Annotated in this window: 14 protein-coding genes; 4 read left to right on the top strand and 10 right to left on the bottom strand. The window is 50.7% G+C overall.

The window, feature by feature from the left end; translation table 11 throughout:
- Window positions 1-42: 42 nt before the first annotated feature.
- Genes PsWM33_RS03835 through PsWM33_RS03845 form a run of 3 tightly spaced genes read left to right on the top strand, consistent with a single transcriptional unit; the run spans window position 43 to window position 9,272 of the window.
- A complete protein-coding gene (locus PsWM33_RS03835) occupies window positions 43-2,781 on the top strand; it encodes a hypothetical protein (protein ID WP_063299276.1) in 2,739 nt (912 codons plus the stop codon).
- 47 nt (window positions 2,782-2,828) lie between these two features.
- A complete protein-coding gene (locus tag PsWM33_RS03840) occupies window positions 2,829-6,095 on the top strand; it encodes a hypothetical protein (protein WP_063299277.1) in 3,267 nt (1,088 codons plus the stop codon).
- Between the two features lie 30 nt (window positions 6,096-6,125).
- Window positions 6,126-9,272 (top strand): hypothetical protein, encoded by a 3,147-nt coding sequence (locus PsWM33_RS03845; RefSeq protein ID WP_063299297.1) that lies wholly within the window; start codon window positions 6,126-6,128, stop codon window positions 9,270-9,272.
- 82 nt (window positions 9,273-9,354) lie between these two features.
- Here the strand turns inward: PsWM33_RS03845 and PsWM33_RS03850 are convergent, their stop codons facing one another.
- The 10 genes from PsWM33_RS03850 to PsWM33_RS03895 all read right to left on the bottom strand — a co-directional run bounded on the left by PsWM33_RS03850 (window position 9,355) and on the right by PsWM33_RS03895 (window position 21,641).
- A complete protein-coding gene (locus PsWM33_RS03850; RefSeq protein WP_063299278.1) occupies window positions 9,355-10,443 on the bottom strand; it encodes an endonuclease/exonuclease/phosphatase family protein in 1,089 nt (362 codons plus the stop codon).
- A gap of 156 nt (window positions 10,444-10,599) precedes the next feature.
- Complete coding sequence (locus PsWM33_RS03855; RefSeq protein WP_063299279.1) at window positions 10,600-11,970, bottom strand: L-serine ammonia-lyase; 1,371 nt, start codon at window positions 11,968-11,970, stop codon at window positions 10,600-10,602.
- 70 nt (window positions 11,971-12,040) lie between these two features.
- Window positions 12,041-13,318, bottom strand: coding sequence for an aromatic amino acid transport family protein (locus PsWM33_RS03860; RefSeq protein ID WP_057465273.1), 1,278 nt, complete (start codon window positions 13,316-13,318; stop codon window positions 12,041-12,043).
- A 580-nt stretch (window positions 13,319-13,898) separates the two neighbouring features.
- Window positions 13,899-15,461 (bottom strand): indolepyruvate oxidoreductase subunit beta family protein, encoded by a 1,563-nt coding sequence (locus tag PsWM33_RS03865; protein WP_063299280.1) that lies wholly within the window; start codon window positions 15,459-15,461, stop codon window positions 13,899-13,901.
- A gap of 2 nt (window positions 15,462-15,463) precedes the next feature.
- On the bottom strand, window positions 15,464-17,614 hold the full coding sequence (locus PsWM33_RS03870; RefSeq protein WP_063299281.1) for a thiamine pyrophosphate-dependent enzyme: 2,151 nt from the start codon (window positions 17,612-17,614) through the stop codon (window positions 15,464-15,466).
- A gap of 62 nt (window positions 17,615-17,676) precedes the next feature.
- Entirely contained in the window at window positions 17,677-18,198 is a 522-nt protein-coding gene (locus tag PsWM33_RS03875) for a MarR family winged helix-turn-helix transcriptional regulator (protein WP_082826866.1), read from the bottom strand.
- 118 nt (window positions 18,199-18,316) lie between these two features.
- Window positions 18,317-18,790, bottom strand: a complete 474-nt coding sequence (locus PsWM33_RS03880) for a MarR family winged helix-turn-helix transcriptional regulator (protein WP_063299282.1) — start codon at window positions 18,788-18,790, stop codon at window positions 18,317-18,319.
- A 30-nt stretch (window positions 18,791-18,820) separates the two neighbouring features.
- Window positions 18,821-20,107: a TRAP transporter large permease gene (locus PsWM33_RS03885; RefSeq protein ID WP_063299283.1), complete on the bottom strand. Its 1,287-nt coding sequence runs from the start codon at window positions 20,105-20,107 to the stop codon at window positions 18,821-18,823.
- Window positions 20,107-20,616: a TRAP transporter small permease gene (locus PsWM33_RS03890; protein WP_063296609.1), complete on the bottom strand. Its 510-nt coding sequence runs from the start codon at window positions 20,614-20,616 to the stop codon at window positions 20,107-20,109. Before PsWM33_RS03890 ends, PsWM33_RS03885 begins: the two co-directional genes overlap by 1 nt.
- A complete protein-coding gene (locus PsWM33_RS03895; RefSeq protein ID WP_063299284.1) occupies window positions 20,613-21,641 on the bottom strand; it encodes a TRAP transporter substrate-binding protein in 1,029 nt (342 codons plus the stop codon). Before PsWM33_RS03895 ends, PsWM33_RS03890 begins: the two co-directional genes overlap by 4 nt.
- 199 nt (window positions 21,642-21,840) lie before the next feature.
- Between PsWM33_RS03895 and PsWM33_RS03900 the strand changes: the two genes are divergently transcribed.
- Window positions 21,841-22,800 (top strand): PDR/VanB family oxidoreductase, encoded by a 960-nt coding sequence (locus tag PsWM33_RS03900; protein WP_063299285.1) that lies wholly within the window; start codon window positions 21,841-21,843, stop codon window positions 22,798-22,800.
- Window positions 22,801-22,852 lie beyond the last annotated feature (52 nt).

Genomic DNA, 22,852 nt, shown 5'->3' on the forward strand with positions numbered 1-22,852 from the left:
TTTAGTGGTTCTCGATAATAATAGAACCAATTGGAGCCTCGAATGTCTGACGATCAACTAACGCCCCAACAACTTGAGTGGGTGAAATCAGTTTATAGAACACTCGGCTGGACCTTTAAGGAACAGCATGAGGCTGAGTGTGAGACAGCCGCTGCAATCAAAGAAAAAGAAGAGAAAGAGATTGCACAGGCAACAGCTAAGACAAAAGCTGAAGACGACAAGAAAGTCGGAGCGGCTGTGACGGAAGCAACTGCTGAGCGCATAAAAGCAGAGAGTGATGAAAAACTCAAAGATGTCACCGCGCAACTCTCTGAGTTGAAAGCCGACGTCAAAGATCATTTTGTTCATGAGAATGAAGACACCGATTCAGATGCTCTGGCAGCGCTTGCAAGCCAGAGTAAGCAGCTTCTGGAACGTCTCAATTCTATTTATGGGCATAAGAAAGATTTTGAGAATTATCCAAGCGAAGCAATTGCTTTTGACAAAAGCTATGAAAACGCGAAAGCGCTCATTCAAACCGCTGCTTTGGAGATTAAAACCAAAGACACTGACGGTGCGCATAACAGCCTTCTGGAAGCAGAATCCACCATTGATGACATGCAAACGCTTTGGCAAGGCGTTGTCGCTGCGGCCAAGAGCAAACCTGTAGAACTTCCTGTTCCGGCAGAGTTGAAGCCATATGTCATGGAAGTTGGTCAGGGTATCAAATCAATGACAGGCATTGGTTTCTCCGGACCTGCAACACGCCTTGGGAAGACACTGAAGGATGTCAGAGCAGCAAAGTTGCCTAAAGATGATCCAGCTTGGGAAATTCTGCTTTATGATAATGAAATGGCCATGGCTGCGGTTGGAGAGTTTGGTCAGCTCAAGACCCACATTCAAAAGCTAGCTACAAGTTTGCGCAATTCCGGTGTCACGGACGCCGCTGGCAATATTGAAACCACGCTAGATAACTACATGTCGGACGCCTCCAGGACGGTCCCAACCATTCGCAGCCTGCTAAGTTCGCTCAAGGCCTCCGCTGCTCACAAGAACAGCATGAGAAAGGAAGCGCGGTGGGATGCTGCGCAACTTGGCGAGCGTACGGAGCGTTTCCGCGACGATTTGAAGAAACTGGTCCTTTACGACAAGCAAGGAAATCTGGTCACCAAACCTGATGAACGTCGTGCAATCAAACGCGCGGGTGATGTCCCCGGCTTGAATCAAGATGTCATGATCCAAATTCCACGTCGACCTAAAGAGGCGAAGGAAATTCCACGCAAAACAGTCGACAGCCTTCTTCAAACCTTTGACTTTCTTGATGAGTTAAAAGCATCTGGTGTGACAGGAGTGGAAGATATCGCTGTTGAGGAGTTCCTGAAAGCTGAAGCGATCCTTTCCGGCATTCAGAAGGATCCTGGCGCCTATAAGAAGCTGACTAAAAATCTGGATAAGCTACGCGAGAAAGTCGACAAGATCTCGAAAGGCAAGGAAGGCGCTTATTACATCGAAGAGCGGTTGCGCCTCACGGATGACACTGATGAACTGGAAGACGAAGCGCTCTCCATGAACATCGAAAAAGCGTTGGCTTCATGCACTGAGATGGAAGCCAAGCAATTACATCCACTCGAAGAGGGGGTTCGCAAGGCTGTCAAAAACCGAGAGTTGTTCGACACCAAAGTCAAGATTATCGAGAACCAGTTTACAGAGATCCCAAAACTACTCTCACAAATGGGGAAAGCAGACCCCAGTCTTGCCAAGATGATTGGTTCCCTATTCGCACCTGATGAGATCAAGCAATATCATGGTGAGCTGGACGTCTTTTTCGATCAGGCGAAAGACCTTGCCTACAACGCAACCACAAACGATGAGCTGGCTCATTCACTTGATCTGGCGAACCGATTGATCTTCCGTGTTGACCGTTTTGTCCTCGAACTGGAAGGCCAGTTGAGCCATCTCCACAAGCTTGCTGAGATGGAGAAGAAAGGCGAAAAAATCAAAGATTCAGATCGTTTTAGTAAGGAAGAGTTGAAGTACTTCAAAAATCTGGAAAAGGATTACAAGAAGGGTGTTGCCCGACAAAAAGACCAGAAGGAAGCCAAGAACGCCTTCCTCACTAAGTCCGGCCCGCTTAAGGATGAGCTTGATATGATGACGTCGAAAGACATCTCCATCAAGCGTATCCTTGCTTACTACAAGGGTGTTGATCGCGTTGACCCCAGCAAGTTCGATACATCTCGTTTGAAAGAACTTCGAATGGAAATTGCGGAGCTGGAAGATCAGTCTGACGCCTCTCATACACACAAAGAAAACCTTGCTAAACTGAAAGAGCTGGAAGGTGCTCTGGATGCAATGCGTGGTGAAATAACAGGCTTCAGAGAGGACACTGCAAGAGACATCTCAACGTTTTCTGATAAATGCCTCGAACGTCTGGTCAAAGCCAAGCAGTATATTGACAGCTCTTTTGTCAATGCAGTGAAAGACAAGCAGGATGCCGGTGAAGAAGCGGTGGATGTCGCTGCTTTGCGGAAGTTCTCGTCGAGCATTTCTCAACCACTGACCCTAGCAGAATTGCCTAAGCAAGTTGCGACTATTGCTGACAAATCAAAAGACCTGAAAGAGCGCAAGAAAGCCCGTGAAAATGCCTTAAGGCAAGTGCGGCCACTGATTGCGCAACTGGACAACAGTCAGGCCATTCAGCTTTATATGCGACACCCCTTCAGCGATCTGCCGAATGATCTGAACATACTGCGTCCTGAGCTGGTTCAGCTGGAAGTGAAGCTGCTCTCGCTCGGCGGCTAAGATGAAAAACAAGAAAGATCGAAAACGGTCCCACACTGGAGTTTGTCATGACGTTAACTCCGTCTCAAATTGACTGGCTCTCCCAGGCCCAAGGCGGCGTGGAGAACTTCGAAGCTGATAGTGAAAACGAAGAGAAGAAATCTGCAGAACTGACCAACATTTTAGCCAAATTGGATGCAGACAAGTCGGTTATTCACCAAGCTCAAGACTTTCAAATTGAGCTTGCCCGAAGTCCAAATGTTTTCAAGCGCAAGCTGCAAAAAAGTAAAATGGACTTTATGACAGGCGATATGAAAACCGAGGTAGATACCTACGCGGACGTGACATCTGAAACGCCTCTCATTCAACCTGAAAATGTTGATGCTCTTAATGCTGCTTTTGGCAAGATCCTTGAGCGGCAAGCGGAGATGATTGCGGCGAAGAAGAAGGATGGGAAGACGCGGCTTTTCAGTAATGCAGATATCACGCGGGAGCTTTGGACACCTTTGGTTCGTGAAGGGATCATTCCCTCCAACATCGTTCCGGATAAATATAGTCAATTTGTGCAGATGTTCCAAGGTGCCTCTGAGATCTATGAAGGGAAGCTGGAGCAGCATAGTGAAACAGCGTCAAAGTACGAGAATACGCTTGAAGCTATTGGGTTTGCGCGTGATGTCGTCTCACTAGCCGGTAGTCTTGGTAGTAGCGCACTGACCATTGCCAACTTTGAAGACCAGTCTCGTTCACTGGCAGAAAAACGCGAAATTGCAGCCAAACGCCAGGTTCTGAAAGGTAAGCAGGACCAAATTGCTGGTGATCTTCGGACTGAGTTCAAAATGGGTGCAAACACCTCGGATGCAGAGGTTTTGGAAGAGGCAGCCCGACGCGGTGAATATGGTAGCCAGATCAAAAGCTACCAGAACGTTGAAGCTGCCCAATCACAACTAGTTGAACAGCTGATGGGGCAAAACAAGCTTTTCGAAGAGGAAAAAGCTTTACTGACGATGTCCACGTCGCTGCTGGATGGCGGCCTTGCCATGGCAGAGAAGGGTATGCAGTTTTCAGAGAGACAAAAGAACGCAAGAAACACACTCGCCTTTGCCCAAGACGCTGCTGATATCGTTGCTGGCCAACTTAAGCTTGCTTTGGAGGCAACAGGCAAAACCTACGAGCACGAAGAGCACCAAACTACCGATCAGATTGAATTTGCAGGTGCTGCAGATAAAGATACACTTCAGAACATTTCTTATGCTGCAGGTGCTGTGAGTGTCGCTATTGAAGCCAATCAGGTTGCACGGAAAATTGCCTTAGCAACGCAAGCAAAAACAAACAAAGAGCGCGAGAATGCAGTTTTGCAAATTGCAGGCTCTATCGCTGACTCCCTTGCTGAAGTTTTTTTTGCAGCGGGTGACGTTCAAGGCCATGTGGACACTGGCAAGCAAGATTCCGAACTCACTCTCAAAGACGAAAGCAAGGCGTATGCCTACGGTGATCCGGGACCAGGACCGGGCAATGAAAACGACCAGACCGAACTAATTGGTGTTGCGATCAAGGCGTTCTTTGTTGCTAGTGTCAACGTAGGGACTGCGGTTAAAGCGATCAAAGATAAAGACTATAAAGCCTTCTCTGAATCTCTTGTTCTTGGTTTGATGCAGGTCGCTTCCTCTGCTACGACCGGCCCCCTCGCCGCAATGGCAAAGCCTGACTTACCTCTCAATACTGAAGAAGAAAAAAAAGAACTCAGTGAGCTCACTCCTCGCGAGCTTATGGATCAGAAGCTTGAGCGATCTGGCTGTACGTTTAAACGAACTGAGCGTGAAGCTTTTCTGGACAGCTTTCAAGAACCCACATACCTGCACAAAATCACAAATAATATGCGTGAGATGCAGGATGCTTGCCGCGAGGCAAATGACAAGAAGAAGATGGATGCTGAAACGGTAAAGAGAACGAATGCTGCCATTCAGAGGATGGAAGCCAAGAAGTCCTGGGATGCATTGGCCGCTTTTAAGAAGAAACAATCCAACAAAAAAGAACGCGAAGAGTTTATGGAGAAACTCGAAGCGGATGTGGAAGCAGAAACAAAGGCGCTGAAAAACCTGATCGAGGAAGCCTCTCCTCCTCCCGATCCTGAAGACACGAAGGCTCTTCAGAAATCAATGGAAGCGGTCGAAAGGCTGATTGCTGACATCAAAGCATCTGAAATGAAGTACAAGCTGATTGAAAAGATTGCCAAGGGTGGTGTTCAGGTTCTGGTTCGTGTTGTTCCAGCAACGGGCATGGTTGAAGCTTGCAGAAAACTTGCATTTGACGCAGTTGCTCTTGGTAAGAAAGCTGCTGAAGTTGAAAAGTGGCGTGGAAACGTGAAAATGGCGCAAACCGCAAACTCGCCCTATTACCACGCTTGTAAGGAGCGCCATACACAGGCAGCGGTTCAAGTCAGTCAGAAGACAATCAATACCTTCCTGTCTATCATTGGGGTGGCTACAGAGACTGCTCGGTTGGCCGATTCAACGCAAGCCTCTACAGGACTTTCTCTTGCAAAGAACATGGGGCAAGCGCTCTCTGATTTTGGCTATAAGACTTACGGACGCGCAAAGGTCGTTTTTGGATGGCGGAAGTATCTTGATGCCCGCAAAAATCCAGAGAACCGCAAGAAGGCCCGCGAGGCTATTGCATGGAACTCGACGCTTGCCAAGTGTGTGCTTGCCTACGGCATTGTTGAAGAACGCGACCCTATCGCACAGCAAGTTGGCCGCAACTGCGGTCTGACACCCGAAGTTCTGGTATCAAACAGCGATGTTTGTGCTGCGGTGGTGCGTTATTTCGAGACGCTTTACAGTGAAGATCCTGTCGTCTTGCGGCGTGTTCCGAAGGTTGCAAACTGGCACCCTGGAACACCAGACCTGACGCTCAAGAGCTGGTTCAGCTTTAAACGTGCAGCAACCAAGAAAGCCTATCCTTTGATGGCTAAGGAAAGCTGTAAGACACCAGCTATCGAGCAAGCTTTGAAGGCTCTGCACACCTTGTGTGGTGGAGACCCCTTCAACTACCCTTCTGTTCGGGATGGCATGATCTCCGATGACACGATTTCCGAAGATAACTGGCAGGAAAAGATCCTGACCTACGCCCAGGATGTTCAAAAGCACCTAGAGACCCTTGAACGGGAATTCAAGGGGTATCGGCCAGTTATTGCCGAACCAACCGACAAGAAAACACAGACTTGGACGGGTGGCCGATTACATGTCGAAATGGTTGAAGTCGCGGACTCTTTACGAGCACAGGCAACGTTGATCCTCCGCGATGCCAGAGTAGATGTGAAGACTTATAGTTCTTAACCCGTTCTCCTGTACAGGTTGGAGTTTGTCATGCCCCTTACCGCAAAACAGCTCACTTGGCTCAAAACAGCGCAACAAGGCGCCGGCAATTTTGAACAGAATTCCGAACATGTTGCAGCCAAGGCTGGACGATTGAATGACATTATGACCAAGCTGGATGGGGACAAGGAAACCATTCGCGAGGCCCAAAACTTTGAAGTAACGCTGGCGCGGAATGAAAAATGGTTTAAGCTCCCCGGATCAGGCACGAAGATGCCTTGGATGACTGGGGATATGCAGACAGAGATTGACACCCGCGCTGATATCCGCGCCGATAGCGGGGCAATCAATGCTGAGACACTGAAGAAACTCAACGCTTCCTTTGAGCGCATTCTGGCCCGGCAAGCTGAAATGATCGCTGCTAAGGACAAAGACGGCAATGAGTTGTTTTCTGAAGAGGACATCACACGTGAACTTTGGACTCCACTGGTGCGCGAAGGGATTATTCCGTCAAACTTGGTCCCCTCCCGCTACAGCCAGTTTGAGAAGATGTTCAAAGGCGGCGCGAAGATCTATGAGCAAAAACTTGAAGAGCACAGAGAAACCGCTTCTAAACACGAAAATACGTTAGAAGCCATCGGTTTTGCACGTGATGTGGTGACACTCGCCACCTCTATCGGCTCCAATGCGATTACCCTAGCCAATCTAAACACGGTTGCCGGTGACGCCCCAGACAAAGACCAGATCTCCGCCAAGCAAGAAGTCCTGAACAATCAGAAAGGTCAGGTGACGGGTGAATTGCGTACGTCTCTTGGCATGGATGCGAATGCCAGCTCGGAAGACGTCATCAAAGCTGCAAAAGATGCTGGACAATATGGAGATCAACTTCAAAAAGTCACCAACATCGATTCAGCATTGAATTCACTGGGCGACAATCTCTCGAAAGATGCCAACTGGGTGGCTGAACAACGTGCATTGTTTACCGCAACCACCACATTGCTTGATACTGGTCTTGCAGCTGCCGAGAAAGGGATTGTCTTCTCTGAGCAGAAAGGCAAAACAGCCGCCGATAAGCTGAGCTTTGCGAATGAAGCTGGTGAGATGATCGGTGAGGAAATCAAAAAAATTCTCTCCGCTGGTGCTGCTTTTGATAAATCTGCATCTGATCGTAAAGGGGACGATGACCACGGCAATATTTTTGAGGGTGTTTCTGGCCTGATTGATGTTGCGATGGCAGGTGGGCGCGTCTCAGAGAAAATTCTGCAGGCTAAACAAGCTCCCAACAAAGACGCCAAGCAAGAAGCGGTGATGTCCATTATTGGGACTCTGGCAGATTCCCTCTCTACGGCAATTTCGTCAGGCTCGCAGTTGAGCGGTACGGAATCCGCTACTCCTGAAATTGTTGGTGAAGCACTTAAAGCTGCAATGATTGCAACGACTGATGCTGGCACCGCAACGAAAGCGCTGATTGATGGTGATTATCAAGCCTTTGCGGAAGCCCTCACAGGAGGCTTGGCAAACCTTGCCAGTGCTACTGGTTCTGATGCGATTGGTGATGCCATTACGGGTAAGATTCAGCCAGACCAAGGTGAGTTGACTGAAGAAGGCGAAGCTGAAACTGAAGGCCTGACACCGCAACAAATTCTTGAGAAGAAACTGAAACTTGCTGGTCCAAGTGCAGGTGTTCAGAGCGTTGAGAAGAGCATGGAGCTTCTTTCTGACGATGACATCATGGCAAACGTCAACGCACTGCTGACTGGCGGTCTTGATAAGCTCAAGAAGCCAGGCCGCGATGAAAAAGACGCTGAGATCGTCAAGAGAAATACAGCGGCAGCGCTGAAAAAAATCGAAGAAGAGAAAACAGGCAATGCGCTTGCTAGTTTGAAGGAGAAGCTTGCTGATCCTAAAGAACGCAAAGCTTATATGGATGAGATTGAGAAGGCAGCGGATGAAGAACACAAGGCTCTGCAAGACCTCATTGCAGAAGCTTCCTCACCAGATGATCCCAATGATGAAAAGGCCGTCGAGAAGTCTTTGAAGGCCATCGACACTCTGCTTGCAGATATCAAAGCCTCTCAAATGAAGATCAAAATGATCGAGACCATTGCAAGTGGTGGCGTTAAGGCAGTCACCACAATATTCCCTGCAACGGGCCTTGCTGAAGCGATCAGAAAATTGACCATGGACGCCATCGCGCTGGCGAAGAAATCTGCCGAGGTCGAGAAATGGCGTAAGAACGTCAACATGGCTGAAGCAAGTAACTCGGTCTATTACCATGCTATCAAAGAGCGGCACACGCAGGCTGCCATTCAGGTGAGCCAGAAGACACTGAACACCTTCTTCTCAGTTGTCGGTGTTGCGGCTGAAATTGCACGCCTGGCTGATGCAACACAGGCCTCTGCCGGTATTTCCGCAGGCATGAACATGGGCCGTGCACTTTCTGATTTCGGTTATAAGACCTATGGCCGTGCGAAGATTATTTATGGTTGGAAGAAGTATCAGGAAGCCCGGATGGATCCTGCAAACCGTAAGGCCGCGCGGGCTGCGATTGCGGGCAACTCCACACTTGCCAAGTGTGTGCTCGCTTACGGTATCGTCGAGGAAAAAGATCCAATTGCCCGTCAGGTTGGCCGTAACAGCGGTTTGACACCGGAAGTGTTAGTTTCCAGCACAGATGTATGTTCTGTAGTTGTGCGGTATTTTGAGACGCTTTACAGCGATGATCCTGTTGTGCTGCGCCGTGTTCCAAAGGTAGAGAACTGGCACCCTTGTACGCCTGATCTGACCCTGAAGTCCTGGTTCTTGTTCAAGAAGGCAGCGACCACGCGAGCCTATCCGAGGATGGCTCGAGACAGTTGTCTGACGCCAAATATCGACCGTTCTATCAAGGAGTTGCATAAGCTTTGCAATGGTGATCCATTCAAGTACCCAGAAGTTCGCGATGAGCAATTGAGCAAGCCGGATGGTATGAAAGCAGTGTTTGATTATGCCACACAGGTCGGCACAGAACTGGACAACCTGAAGAAGGGCTTAGATGCTTATGCGCCGGTGACAGACAAGCCGGAAAATCCAAAGAACGAGAAGTGGACCGCTGGTCAACGCCATTCTGAAATGGAGGCTGTTGTTGATGCGATGTCAGCTCAGATCGAGCTTGTACATCGTGAGATCACAGCTGATCTGAAGCTCTATAAAGTCTGAGCTTAGCCTGTAACACAAACAGCACAGAACCGGTCTGAACATTCAGGCCGGTTCTTCTATTTTGGAGTATTGTATGCGGTTGTCAGAAACGCTTTAAGAACCGCATCAAGACTGGCCAGTGATCGCTAGCGCCCTGATTGTTGTCGGGATTAAAACGCTTCGGACGCACTCTGTTTCTTGCATCCTGCGCGTACTGGCTTGGGTGTGTGACGACTGTATGGAAACTGCCCAGATCAGCAAACCATGTACTGTTGCTGTCCTGATCCGGACGCAAAGCTTTGGATACAAGGATCATATCAAGGAACGACCAGCTCTGATCCTTGTAGTAGAAGGCACTGCCCGGGGCAGCACAACCAACGATCTCTGGCGGATAACTCCAGTGCCCTTCCCTCGCTAAAGCCTGAAACTCGCCATTTTGAACATCCGTACAGTTGAAGTTGAAGTCACCAGCTGCAACAACATTTGCATCATCAGGAAGCTTTGCGCGTTCTTTATTCAGCACTTCCATTGCATCCTTGCGGCATTGATAGGCAGCACCTGATGGAAAATGAACGCCGAAGACATACATTGTTTCGCCATCTGGCATCTCAAACTGCGCTTTCACAATATCGCGCGTTGGTTTGCAATCATGAGGGTTATCACCATCCTCACCAAACACCTTGATCGTCTCAGGTTCACCCTTCAGCGGCAAGCGTGAGATGATGCCAACATCGATACCGCGATTGTGCTCATTGTTGGAGGTATCCAGTTGAATGACTGAGGTATAGTCCAGACCGGCCAGTGCTTTATTGACCAGATCATCAAGCACCTTTTTGTTTTCTGTTTCAGGTAAAACCAGAATGTCTGGCGTTTCCGGGAAGGAACGAATGACATCACCAAGTGTCATCAATTTTTGCTTGTAGCTTTCCTCGCCCCAGTTCAGCTCAATGCATTGTTTGTAATAGTGGGAACCTTTATCATTATAGCTCTCACAAGCGTCTTCATGATCCTTACCACGGGCTTCTTTTGCTTCTTTGGAAAGGTAAGTGTCATCTCGTGGATTGTTCTCATCATCAGTAGTGTCGAAGAGATTTTGCACGTTGTAACTGACGATCGTGACTGGCTTGTCTTGAGCAAAGGCTGCCGGCATGGCCAATCCGATGATCGTTGCACCCAGTAGCAAGGATTTCATGGGTTTCTCCCTTTTTTCTTTTGGGAGTACCAAACATGGGTTAGTGGCCCGTTCCGAGTGTTCTTGCAGTTTTAAATGTTTCCGCAAAATGGTTGAGCAAGACAAAAAAGCTGACCCAAAGGCCAGCTTTTGTATCTCAAACGCGTTGGTTGTTGCTTATTCTGCTGCGACCGGCTCCACTTTAAGCGCAAGACCACCCTGTGAGGTTTCTCTGTATTTTGCCAGCATATCCTTGCCAGTTTCGTACATAGTCGCGATGACTTTATCGAGAGAAACACATGGATCTGAGTTTCGGCGCATAGCCATACGTGTTGCGTTGATCGCTTTGACGGAGGCTATTGCGTTGCGCTCGATGCAAGGCACCTGAACCTGTCCGAGAACAGGGTCACATGTGAGACCCAGATTGTGCTCCATACCGATTTCAGCTGCAATGCAGACCTGAGCCGGGCTCGCACCCATCAGCTCTGCAAGGCCTGCCGCTGCCATGGAGCACGCAACACCAACCTCACCCTGACAGCCAACTTCTGCACCAGAGATGGATGCATTGGTCTTATACAGCGCTCCAATGGCGCCTGAGGCGAGGAAGAACTTTGTGTAGTGCTCAGGCTCAAGACGTTCGATAAACTTGTCATAGTACGCGAGAACCGCAGAAATGATGCCTGCAGCACCGTTGGTTGGTGCTGTCACAACGCGGCCACCTGCTGCATTTTCCTCTGATATGGCCAGCGCGAACATGTTGACCCAATCAACCGTCGCCATTGGATCATTGCTGCTGCGCTCTGTAGCTGTCAGCTGACGGCGCAGTGCTGCAGCACGGCGTGGGACTTTGAGCGGGCCTGCCAGCAGACCTTCCGTGTTGCTGCCACGCTCTATGCCATCGCGCATCACATTCCAGACACGACCAAAGCTCTCACGCAGTTCTGTTTCACTGCGGAATGCTTTTTCGTTCTCCAGAACAAGCGCGGAAATGCTCATACCGTTTTGGCGGCAATGCTCCAGCAACTCTGAAGCGTATTTGTATGGATAAGGCACTGAAACTTCGTTTTCTGAAGCCTTACCGAAATTCTCTTCATCCACGATGAAACCACCGCCGATGGAATAGTAGGTTTTGGAGAAGATCTTTTCTCCACCTGCGAAGGCATGGATGGACATGCCGTTTTCGTGCAACTCAAGTGCTGGACGATTGAATGTGATCGCATCATTCGGGAAGTCAACCACGTGGCAATGCATGCCAACCGGGAGGCGTCCGGTTTGTTCTACGCGCTGAATGAACTCTGGAATGCTGTCAATATCAACGGTTTCCGGAGAGTTGCCACCAAGCCCCATAATAATTGCTGTGTCTGTGTGGTGGCCTTTGCCTGTCAGAGACAGAGAGCCGTATATGTCAACTGCAATACGCGTCACATCACGCAGTTTATCCTGAGCACGCAGGCTATCAATGAACTGCTTTGCCGCTTTCATAGGCCCGACTGTGTGGGAGCTGGATGGACCTACACCGATTTTGAAGATGTCAAAAACGCTGAACATAACGTGAACCTCAGTGGGAGAGAAAAACCGGTGTCCGAAGACACCGGTTCATTTTTGTTAGTTGGCCTTCTTAGAAGAGGCCTTTTACGATCGCAGAGATTGCGACAATGCCCATGATGGTGATGAAGATGTTGGACAGCGCACCGTCGTACTTCTTCATGCTTGGGACTTTTTTGATTGCGTACATTGGCATCAGGAACAGGATTGCTGCGATGAACGGAGCACCCAGGCCTTCAATCATGCCAAGAACGGAAGGGTTGATGATTGCAACACCCCAGACGGAGAAGAAGAAGAATGCAACAAGCAGTGTGTTGAATTTCTTTTCGCCCAGGCCTTCAACAGCTTTTGGAGCAGCTTTCTTAGCAATACCTGCAAGACCTTCTTTTGCGCCAAGGTAGTGACCGAAGAAGGAAGAGAAGATTGCAAGGAACGCAACCAGTGGGCCCATGAAGGAGATCAGCGGGCTGTCAAACACGTTTGCAAGGTAAGACAGGACTGGCAGGTTCTGCTGTTTTGCTTCCATCAGCTGTTCAGGTGTCAGTGCGAGAACGCAGCTGAATACGAAGAACATAACGAAACCGAGGAGCATCACAGATGCGCGCTTCAGGATGATGTCGGACTTTGCAACTGCGTTATCGCCATGTGCTTCGCGCTGAGCCAGAGCCATGGAGGAGACGGCTGGGCTGTGGTTGAAGGAGAAGATAAGCATTGGAATGGTGAGGTACACCACTGTCAGCAAAGTGCCGGTTTCCGGGATCATGTCGAAGCTCATGGCTTCAAAAGACCAGGATGGGATCAGGTATACAGACATACCGAACAGGATGATCACCAGTGGGTACACCAGAAGCTCAGTTGCGACGAGCATAAGGCGGCGACCAAGGATCATTACGCCCATCATCATTGCAACGAGAATACCAGAGAGGAGCCAGCGAGGAACCGCAGGCATTGCCAGCTGGTTGACGATGAAGCTGTCGATGGTGTTGGTAATCGCGTTACCGTAGATCAACACGATTGGGTAAATCGCGAAGAAATAGAAGAAGGTAATCAGCAGGCCAGCTGCTTTACCAAAGTGTTCTTCAACCACGTCTGTGATGTCTGCGTCTTTGTTCTTGGAGGAAAGAACAAAGCGAGCCAATGCGCGGTGAGAGAAGTAGGTCATTGGACCTACGAGAGCTGCGATCAGGATCAGCGGCCAGAAGCCTTCAAGACCTGCACGGATTGGAAGAAACAGAACACCGGCACCGACTGCGGTACCGAACATGGACAAAGACCAGGTAAGATCTTCTTTTGTATATTTAACCGTTTCTTTCGGGGCGACTTCGACTTCGGTCGCATTGATGCTTGACATTTCTTTTATTTCCCCATGTGCCACTCATGTGCCCTAGGAGAATTTCCCAATCTCTCTAGGACGGGGACCTGATATACTTATGTTAAAATTTTAAGACCATACGTTTTAATACACATCCTGCGCGCCATAATAACGCAGCGATACTGAATACGACTTCAGTTTAATAGCGTGAGACCCCAGTGCGCGTGCAACAATCTGCCGCGGCGCTGTAAATAATTATATTAAATAGGATTTTTCACCGAACTCCTATTAATCAGCTTCGGCTCTTCGTCAGACCTGCAATTCACGCAATATACGCGTATTCTAATATATGCAGTCAACACACTGTTTCCCAAGCGTATATCACTGACCTAGAGGTACTTTGGCGTCATTTGAGTAATTCGCATAAGTAAAATTGCATTCAGGTGTATGCCTGAATCTAATGCGTTCACCTGTCCTCAAATGATGACAATATGCCCCTTGCACGCGCATTTTGTGCGCTCGGAAAAACACCGTATTTTCGCTAAGGCACACAAATGCATACATTAATTATAATCGGAGGAAAAATTTCAAATGCGACATTCTTTCCCCCTGTTTTCAATCAGAGGGTTTGAATTGTCTTCAATGCACCTTCCAAGGCTTCGCCTTTTTCATCCAAAAGCGCGGCTTCTCTGAGACGTCTGAGCCAATCTGCGGCGTCTTTTCTGTCTCTCAAGAGTGTGAGAGAGGAAAGAACCCGGTCAAATTTGGTGTGTCCGCGTTTATGCGTGTCCGAATATCCTTTGATGAGCCGGCGACAAGTGAGGATCTCAACAGCCAGATCGTAGTCTGAGTGCACGGTCTTTATCGCAAGATCCCGCCAGTTTTGGAGATGTTCTGTCTCAATTTCATGGCGCAGAAAACTGCGGCGCCAGGGTTTCAGGCTGCTGATGAGCCAGAGGCTGAGGAAGCCTCGAACGGAGTGCGTTCTTATGCGTCGCCCTTTGTTCACCCTTCTATCCAGCCAGTTGAACACTTTAGGACGGGCTTCGACCCATTTACCAAGCCGAACTGGCAGAGTTCCGCAGATTTCTTCCATACGTGGGTGGAGATATTCGGTCAGTTCCAGCTGATTTTCTGCGCCTAACCCGATTTCCCTTTCAACGCGTTGCAAGCGTGTTTTTTGCGTTTTTATGTCGGCAACACGGATCGTGTCGTCATAACACATAGCATTTGCGATATACTTGGCCGCAACTCTGGTGAACTCCCAATTGCAATTTTCGGTATCGCTTGCGAGCACGATTTCGAGGTGATTGAGATACTCCTCACCATATTCCAGATCCTGAAACTCAACGGCCTTGCGCAGCCCTGCCAGCGCCATCTCGTGAACCTGTTTTGGAAGCGCTTCAATACGAGATAAAAGCAGTTGCCAGGCTGCGCGTTTCTTCTCAGGTCCGCGGACTGTGAGTGCCTTTTCAGACTTGGGTTGTTCTGGTCGTCTGGTACCAGCGCTTCCAGCAGCAGCTGATGACTGGGCGTGCTCGAAGCTCGCATTGAAGGAGGCCAGACTTGCTTTGACGCCTTTACCGCCTTTGCGGATGGTGTCTTCATAGGTGCTTTTGAGAAACGGAAGTGCGCCGGAACCGGCAAGTGCGCCGAACAGGCTGGAGGAGATGACGCTGCCATTGTCTGCGGCGACCTCTTCCATATTGAAGGCAACCAGTTTTTGGGAGGCATTTCCGAGACGAGAGAGGACGACATCACTGTCCTGCTCCCCTTTGCCCGGCACGATCTTTTCCGAGACTGCTAGAATGCGGTGAGATGAGGCGATGAGCGTGGTTTTATCAGCAGTCACGAAACCACGGATAACGGCGCGGCCTGCTTCCATGAGTTCGGCACAAATGACGATGTCGACATCGCCTTGCGCTGGGCTGAGGGAGAAGACAGGGGCTTTGCCAGTGTCTGGTGCCATTTCGACGTAATAGATTGTTGCACCCGTGCGCTGGGCGACACCTGCGACAGAGGTGGACTGGGCTTTATAGCCGTTGGCTTCAGCTAAGTTGACGATCCAGTCTGTGAGGACACCACCGCCCTGCCCGCCAACGGCGAAAATGGCAATTTTCGTGATGGTTCGGGTTTCATCCTCGCCTGTTCCCAAAGCCTGCCATTGAGTGTCGATATCCATAATTATGCCTCCTCAATGATCAGAGATCGGCGCTCGCGCCAGTTTTGCAGCGCGGAAATGATGCGACCGCGTACCTTACTGAAGAAGCGTTCGAACTTGCTTGGGTTGTGAATGGTGTCAGCCTGATAGAAGGATGGGCAGAGGATGGCGGCGTCAGCAACCTCTCCGCAATTGCCGCAACCGACGCAGTTCTGGTCAATATGCGCGACAGGATCATCACGCAGCGGGTCGTCCAGATCTTTGACTGTCAAAGAGGGACAACCGGACAAGCGCATACAGGCGTGGTCCCCTGTACAGACATCTTCATCAACACCAAAGCGGGTTTTGACGACGCGCTTTTGCTCTTTCACCGCTTGATTGATGATTGGCTTTTCCCGGCGCTGTTTGTTGAGCATGCATTCTGAGGACGCAATGATGACCTTTGGTCCTTTGACATCAGTGGTCAACGCATCCTTCAGGATTGATTGCATCTGGGTGACGTCATAGGTGCGGTCAAGCTGACGGACCCATTTCACACCAACGCCTTTCACCGCTTCGGTAATCGGGTGTTTGGTGGACTTGCTTTTGTTGTTTGCCCTTGAGGACAAGATGTCCTGCCCGCCTGTGGCCGCTGAGTAATAATTGTCGACAATGACGATCACGCCATCATTTTGATTGAAGACCGCATTGCCGATGGAAGTGGTCAGACCGTTGTGCCAGAAGCCACCATCTCCCATAAATGAGATGGACCTTCGATCCGTTTCCGTTGTGTTGAACGCAGAGGCCGAGGCCGGTCCTAATCCATACCCCATGGTGGTGGAGCCAATGCCAAAGGGTGGCATGATGGAGAACAGGTGGCAGCCGATATCTGAGGCGATGTGATGCGGGCCCAGCTCATCTTCTACCAGTTTGGTGGCAGCAAAGATGGGACGTTCCGGACAGCCTACGCAGAACCCGGGCGGGCGCATGGGAACAACCTCTTGCAGCTCCTTTATATCTGGCAGTGGACCTGGTGTATTTGGCGCACGTCCTTTGCCGGGCAATGCATCAGAATGGGTTGCAAGGAAAGTTTGGATGCTGTCCAGCATCACTTGTCCGGTATACTCACCAGCTTCCGGGAATGGTCCTTTCCCTTCCAGTTTGGTGCTGAGGCCTTCCTTTTGCAGCATGGCGCCAACGGCTTGTTCCAGATAATCAGGATAGCCTTCTTCCACCACCAGCACCGCCTCTTTGGTGCGGCAGAACTCGGTGATTTCAGCTGGAACAAGCGGATAGGTTACATTCATGACGTAGAGCGGAATTTGTGTCTCGCCGTTGATGTCAGCAAGCCCCAAACGCTGCAATGCGCGGATGACGCCGTTATACATACCGCCTTGCAGGATAATCCCGACATTTCGGCCCTCTGGTCCAAACAACTCATTCAATTTATGCGTTTGAATATAATCCAGCGCGGCAGGCAGACGCTTTGTCACTTTCTCCTGCTCATGGAGGAATGAGGCTGGTGGCAAGACAATGCGGTTCAAGTCACGCCTGGGGTTCTCCAGAGCATCAGCCACGCTCATGGATGGGCGCTGGTTGTCTTTGGTGGCGAACTCGCCATGCACATGACAGCTGCGAATGCGCACTTGAAGCATGACCGGCGTGTTGGAGGCTTCTGACAGTTCAAAACCATCACCAACAGTTTTGACGATGGATGGCAGATTGGGACGAGGATCAAGCAGCCAGATCTGGCTTTTCATTGCAAAGGCGTGGCTGCGCTCCTGCATGATGGAAGAGCCTTCACCGTAGTCTTCCCCGACAATAACAAGGGAGCCACCAGTGACGCCGCCAGATGACAGATTTGCCAAGGCATCAGAGGCAACGTTGGTGCCGACAGTTGATTTGAAGGTGACTGCGCCGCGAATGGGATAGTGAACGGATGCGGCCAGCATGGCAGCTGCAGCGGCTTCGCTGGCGCTGGCTTCAAAATGCACGCCCAACTCACCAAGAATATCCTGCGCATCAGCCAGAACATCCATGAGGTGACTGATGGGCGAGCCCTGATAGCCGCCAACATAGCCTACACCATTTTCCAGAAGTGCTTTGGTGATGGCCAGAATGCCCTCACCCCGGAAAACCTCGCCTTCACCAGCGCGAAGTTTCTCGACCTCTTTGACAAAGGATCTTTCTGCCATACTCCCTCCCTCGAAAGCATGACAGATCCAGCTGGCGCAAACTCAGTGAAGAGAAATGCGCCCTAGAAGTCGTGCTTTCGTATGTTTGCCAGCACTTTGCGCAGCGTCACCAAAAAGGCGTCATGCTCGGCTTGCGAGACGCCAGTGAACATTGTGCTGTATTCATCGCGCATATGCGGCCACATCTCACCGAAAGCAGACCGTCCTGCCTCTGTCAGAAAAATATGACGCACGCGGTTGTCCTGCTCGCTGGCTTTGCGGTGGATCAGGCCTTCCTTTTCCATCGCGTCCAGCGTGCGGCTCAAAGTTGATTGCTCGATCACCGAGTAAACTGAGAGTTCATTGATCATCAGCCCGTCCACGACTGACAACACAGCGAGTGCTCTCATTTTGGCGACCGACAACCCTGATCTGCTCAGTTTTTCGCGCAGACTCTCGTTGTATCGGCCCATGATCCGGTTCATCAGATAGGGCGCGAAATGGCCCAGCCCGACCTCTCCCAGAGTTCTTGGCGTGGATACAGGTTTTGAGTGTTGTCCGTCCTGTTCAGTTTCGGGAGCTTGATCACCGAGAATCTCGTTCATGTGGTGCACTCTTTCTTTTTTGAACAAGCCCCACCTCTCTCGTAGAGCTTGAAATGATTATATGCATTTACATATTTATATCAACTGCAATCCTGTAGATTATAGCGCAAATATGTGATCATTCATTGTTTTCGAGAGTCTCGATCATGCGAGAGAGAAAACCTTTCACCTGCGTGATATCATTCATGCCAAGCTGACGGATCAACCGCTCTTCATGAGCACTGGCCTGCGTGACGAGTTGACCAGCGAGTTCCCTGCCCTTCTCGCTCAAAAAGATGCGGACACGGCGGCGGTCTGCTTCATCTGAGCGGCGTGTCACCAGCCCTCTTTCTGTCATCTGATCGATGGTTTTGGTGAGGTGAGATTGCTCCATCAAAGCGAAGCGGGCCAACTGAGTGACCATCTGGCCGTCATTGTCTCGAAGACACGCCAGTACGCGCCATTCCGGGACACGTACGCCTGCGCCCCGGATTTCTTCGTGAAACTGCCCGCTTGCCAGATGGCTTGCCGATGCCAGCAGATACAAAAGGTACCCGTCTACAAAGCCGGATTCCTTTTCATGCGTGTCGATTTCATTCAGGTCTGCGTCCACCGGCCAGCCTCTTCTTTTGTTTTTGCCGCGCTACATTGAGTACGGAATGATAAGTGCGAGTCCCGGAACTGCAATTAGCAGGATCAAGCGCACAACATCCATAGCAACAAATGGAACTACACCGACAAATATCTTTTCGACCGGCACCTCAGGCGCAACTGAGCGCATAACAAACACGTTCATGCCGATTGGAGGCGTGATGAAGCTCATTTCCGTGACAATAATGACGAAGATACCGAACCAGATCGGGTCAAACCCAAGACCGGTCACGATTGGAAAGAGAATCGGCACCGTGAGTGTGACCATGGACAGGCTTTCCAGCAGGCACCCCAGCACCAGATAGATCAGCACGATCATGGTGATGATGGCATAGGGTCCGACGCCAAGGGAATTTACCCATGTGCGCAGGTCCGTCGTCAGACCGGAAATGTTCACATAGTTCAGGAAATAGAGCGCCCCGAACAGAATGAAGAACATCACAGCTGTGGTTTTGGCTGTCTCAAACAGAGTGTTGAGCGTCTCCCGATAGGTTAGTTTACCCCGCATTGCAGTCAGAACCAGCGCCCCGCCTGCTCCGATGCCAGCCGCTTCCGTGGCTGTGAAGACGCCGAGATAGATGCCCCCCAGCACGCAGACGAACAAAAGCAATGCCCATGACACACCGCGCAGAGCGATGATCCGCTCTATCAGTGGCAGTTTGCTCTGAACTTCCAGCTCCTCATTAAACATGAAGAGCGACAAGCGCACGGCGAGCATATAGCCGATGACGCCGACGAGGCCCGGCAAAATGCCAGCCAGGAACAGCGCGCCAATGTTTTGCTGTGTAAGAATGCCGTAGATGACAAGAATAACGGAGGGCGGGATGAGAATACCCAGCGTTCCACCTGCTGCGATGGAAGATGTTGCCAAGCGGTCCGAATACCCAAACCGGCGCATGGCTGGCAGAGAGACGCGTGCCATGGTTGCGGTGGTCGCCAGAGATGATCCGCAAACCGAGGAAAAGCCGCCACAGGCAACGATGGTTGCCATGGCCAGACCGCCTTTGCGGTGTCTTAGCCATGCGTTTGCCGCCGTATACATGTCACTGGCGATTCCAGACTGGACGATGAGATTGCCCATGAGCAGGAACAAGGGCACGACCGACAGGGTGTAGCTTCGACCGCTGTCAAAATAGACCTGTCCGACAAGGTGAAAAGCAGGAGGCAATCCAATGATGGACGCAACTCCAAAAAAACCAACGGCAGCCATTGCAAAAGCAATCGGCACGCCTACAAAAATCAATGCCATCAGGATGGCAAGACCCAGATACCATTCCATCAGGAACCGCCCCCAACACCTCTAGGAATTCTCAAGACTGCAAGCACGAATGTGATGAATGCGCAAAACGCACAAATGACACCGGCTGCTTTTGCAAATGGAGCAAGAGGGATGCGTAAATACACCGTAACTTCCTGATAACTCGCAAGCTGCGTTCCGTGTTGCCAGAGCTCCCAGGCCACAACGGACAGGACCACAGCCACAAACATGCGTGAAAAGAACATTTGCAGGGCGGCTACTCCGCCTTTGAACTTGGAGGTGAACAGGTCTACCGTGATGTGTCCATCATCCAGACACACTGCAGGAAGGCCTGTAAAGATCACCGCCATGAGCAGCAATTCCGTATATTCCGGCGCTCCGGGCAATGGGCTTGCAAACAGGTAACGGCCAATCACATCAATGACCGTTACTGCGACCAGCGCCAGAAGCAGTATTCCGCAGAGAACAGAGGCGCCCGAACGAAGCTTTCGTCGGGCGCGCGCTGCTAAGTCAACCAGATTCCCACTCATTTTTCAGAGGCAACTGCTGCAACTTCTTTTTGGAGCATGTCCATGGCAACTTCAAAGTCGATGCCTTTTTCGCCGTAGGATTTGGCAACACCGTCAAACATTGGACGGGTAACCTCTTCCAGCTGAGCACGCTCTTCTGCGGTGGCGTCATGAATGGTCACTTTGCCTTTCATCTGCTCCAGACCCCATGCATCGGCAGCATTCCATGCGGCGCCCGCAAGACGGGAGAAGGCTTCACCAGAGATGGCCTCAATGGCTTTCTGATCCGCTTCTGACAGGCTTGAGAACTTGGCGTTGTTGGCGATGAAGAAGAAGGAGACGTTGTAAAGTCCGCCCTCTACGCGCAGGCCGTTGCTGAGCAGGCCATCCAGCTTGAAGAACGGGATGGATTCAGTCGGGAACACGATGCCGTCAGCAATGCCACCAGACAGGATCTCATAGGACTGAGGTGCAGGCGCCTGAATGGCGACCATGTCCATAGCCTGAACCAGCTGGTTGGTGATGCTGCCAGCGACGCGGATCTTTGCGCCTTTCAGCTCGCTCAGAGGTGAGACGGCACGGTCGGTTGTGTAAAGCAGGCCGGGACCGTGGGTGAAGACGCCCAGAACCTTTGAGCCGCGGTGCTCATTGGCTTTTGCCAGCGTGCTTTCATAGAGACGCCAGTAGGCAACGGACAGGCTGGTGGCGTCCGTTGCAAGGAATGGCAGCTCCGCAATCTGTGTGAGTTTAAAGCGGCCCGGTGTGTAACCGTGCACGCCGTATGTGAGATCAGCAATGCCGTTTGCGGCGAGGTCAAAGTGGGCTGGTGGCGGGCCGAGCGGTGCGTCGAGGATTTGTACAGAGACGCGTCCCTCTGTGACTTCCTTTACTTTGGCCGCCCATGGCACCATCATTCCTTTTACGATCGGGTGTGTCGGCGGCAGCCAGCTGGACATGCGCAATACGGTTTCCTGCGCCATGGCAGATGCGCTGACAGAGAGCGCGGTAATAGTTGCAGCTGCAAATATCTTGAGTTTCTTATTCATGTTCTCCCTCCCCAGAGAATACAGGATGAATGAGAAAAATGTGCACACATACCGTGGGTTAATCAAGCACAAATATGAAATGGAAACTATTTCCAATTCATGCATTGACATTGTTTTATATGATATCGCATATTATATTTCTCATTTATGCGAGAGGAGACTCTCCTTGTTTTGGCTCTGAGGGAGGACGCCAAAAAGCATGAAAACACTTATTATTGAGGGGGTTCGGACGGCCGCCCCAAAAATCAAACAGTTTGTTCTCAAAGCCGAAGATAATGCGCAGCTTCCGCAATTTGAAGCTGGTGCACATATCGCAGTTCAACTTAAGGATGGCTCTTCTCGTCAATATTCTCTGATCGATTTTGGTGAAAACTTACCCTACGAGAATCAGCGATACACGCTCGGTATACTTTTGGAGCAAGACGGAAGTGGCGGTTCGGCTTACATGCATTCTTTGCGGGTGGGCGACGCTGTTCAGGTTGACGTGCCAAAGAACGATTTTCCGCTGATTGAAGACGACAGACCGGTTGTTTTGATTGCAGGCGGCATTGGTGTGACGCCGATCATCAGCATGGCTGCTGCGTTGAAGCGCGCAGGCAAAGCCTATGCCCTGCACTACTCTGGCCGCACGCTGGACGGGACGGCATTCAGGGATGAGCTTGCAGACCTCTGCGGTGATGCTTTGAACATCCATAGTGATGACGATCCTGAGCGCTGTCTGGATCTTGGCGCTCTCATTCCTACGCTCGATACTCGCAGCCATATCTATGTATGTGGCCCGAAGGGGATGATTGAAGCCGTGCGCGAGACGGCGCTGACTGCTGGCTTTGGTAAGGAGCAAATCCACTTTGAACTGTTTGCTAGCGCTGCTTCTTCAGGCGATGATGACAGTGACGGGTTTGAGGTGGAGGTTAAATCCTCAGGCGAGGTGTTTTGGGTGCCACAGGATAAATCCATCGTGGATGTGCTGGAAGACGGCGGCGTAGACCTTGTTTACGATTGCCAGCGCGGGGACTGCGGGATTTGTCAGGTGGATGTGCTTGAGGGTGAGCCAGACCACCGGGACGTGGTGCTGAGTGATGATGAGAAAGCGGCTGGTGACGTGATGCATATTTGCGTATCGCGCGCCAAGTCCAAACGACTGGTGCTGGATTTGTAAAAGATAATTTCGCGTATTTGCCGGAGGGACGCATTTTTAGCTCCGGTCAGTA

The sequence above is a fragment of the Pseudovibrio sp. WM33 genome, assembly GCF_001623165.1.
In the GTDB taxonomy this organism is placed as follows: domain Bacteria; phylum Pseudomonadota; class Alphaproteobacteria; order Rhizobiales; family Stappiaceae; genus Pseudovibrio.

Excerpts from the sequence above, each read along its gene's own strand:
- PsWM33_RS03835 (WP_063299276.1), top strand. The coding sequence starts at position 43 with ATGTCTGACGATCAACTAACGCCCCAACAACTTGAGTGGGTGAAATCA.
- PsWM33_RS03840 (WP_063299277.1), top strand. The coding sequence starts at position 2,829 with ATGACGTTAACTCCGTCTCAAATTGACTGGCTCTCCCAGGCCCAAGGC.
- PsWM33_RS03845 (WP_063299297.1), top strand. The coding sequence starts at position 6,126 with ATGCCCCTTACCGCAAAACAGCTCACTTGGCTCAAAACAGCGCAACAA.
- PsWM33_RS03850 (WP_063299278.1), bottom strand. The coding sequence starts at position 10,443 with ATGAAATCCTTGCTACTGGGTGCAACGATCATCGGATTGGCCATGCCG.
- PsWM33_RS03855 (WP_063299279.1), bottom strand. The coding sequence starts at position 11,970 with ATGTTCAGCGTTTTTGACATCTTCAAAATCGGTGTAGGTCCATCCAGC.
- PsWM33_RS03860 (WP_057465273.1), bottom strand. The coding sequence starts at position 13,318 with ATGTCAAGCATCAATGCGACCGAAGTCGAAGTCGCCCCGAAAGAAACG.
- PsWM33_RS03865 (WP_063299280.1), bottom strand. The coding sequence starts at position 15,461 with ATGGATATCGACACTCAATGGCAGGCTTTGGGAACAGGCGAGGATGAA.
- PsWM33_RS03870 (WP_063299281.1), bottom strand. The coding sequence starts at position 17,614 with ATGGCAGAAAGATCCTTTGTCAAAGAGGTCGAGAAACTTCGCGCTGGT.
- PsWM33_RS03875 (WP_082826866.1), bottom strand. The coding sequence starts at position 18,198 with ATGAACGAGATTCTCGGTGATCAAGCTCCCGAAACTGAACAGGACGGA.
- PsWM33_RS03885 (WP_063299283.1), bottom strand. The coding sequence starts at position 20,107 with ATGGAATGGTATCTGGGTCTTGCCATCCTGATGGCATTGATTTTTGTA.
- PsWM33_RS03890 (WP_063296609.1), bottom strand. The coding sequence starts at position 20,616 with ATGAGTGGGAATCTGGTTGACTTAGCAGCGCGCGCCCGACGAAAGCTT.
- PsWM33_RS03895 (WP_063299284.1), bottom strand. The coding sequence starts at position 21,641 with ATGAATAAGAAACTCAAGATATTTGCAGCTGCAACTATTACCGCGCTC.
- PsWM33_RS03900 (WP_063299285.1), top strand. The coding sequence starts at position 21,841 with ATGAAAACACTTATTATTGAGGGGGTTCGGACGGCCGCCCCAAAAATC.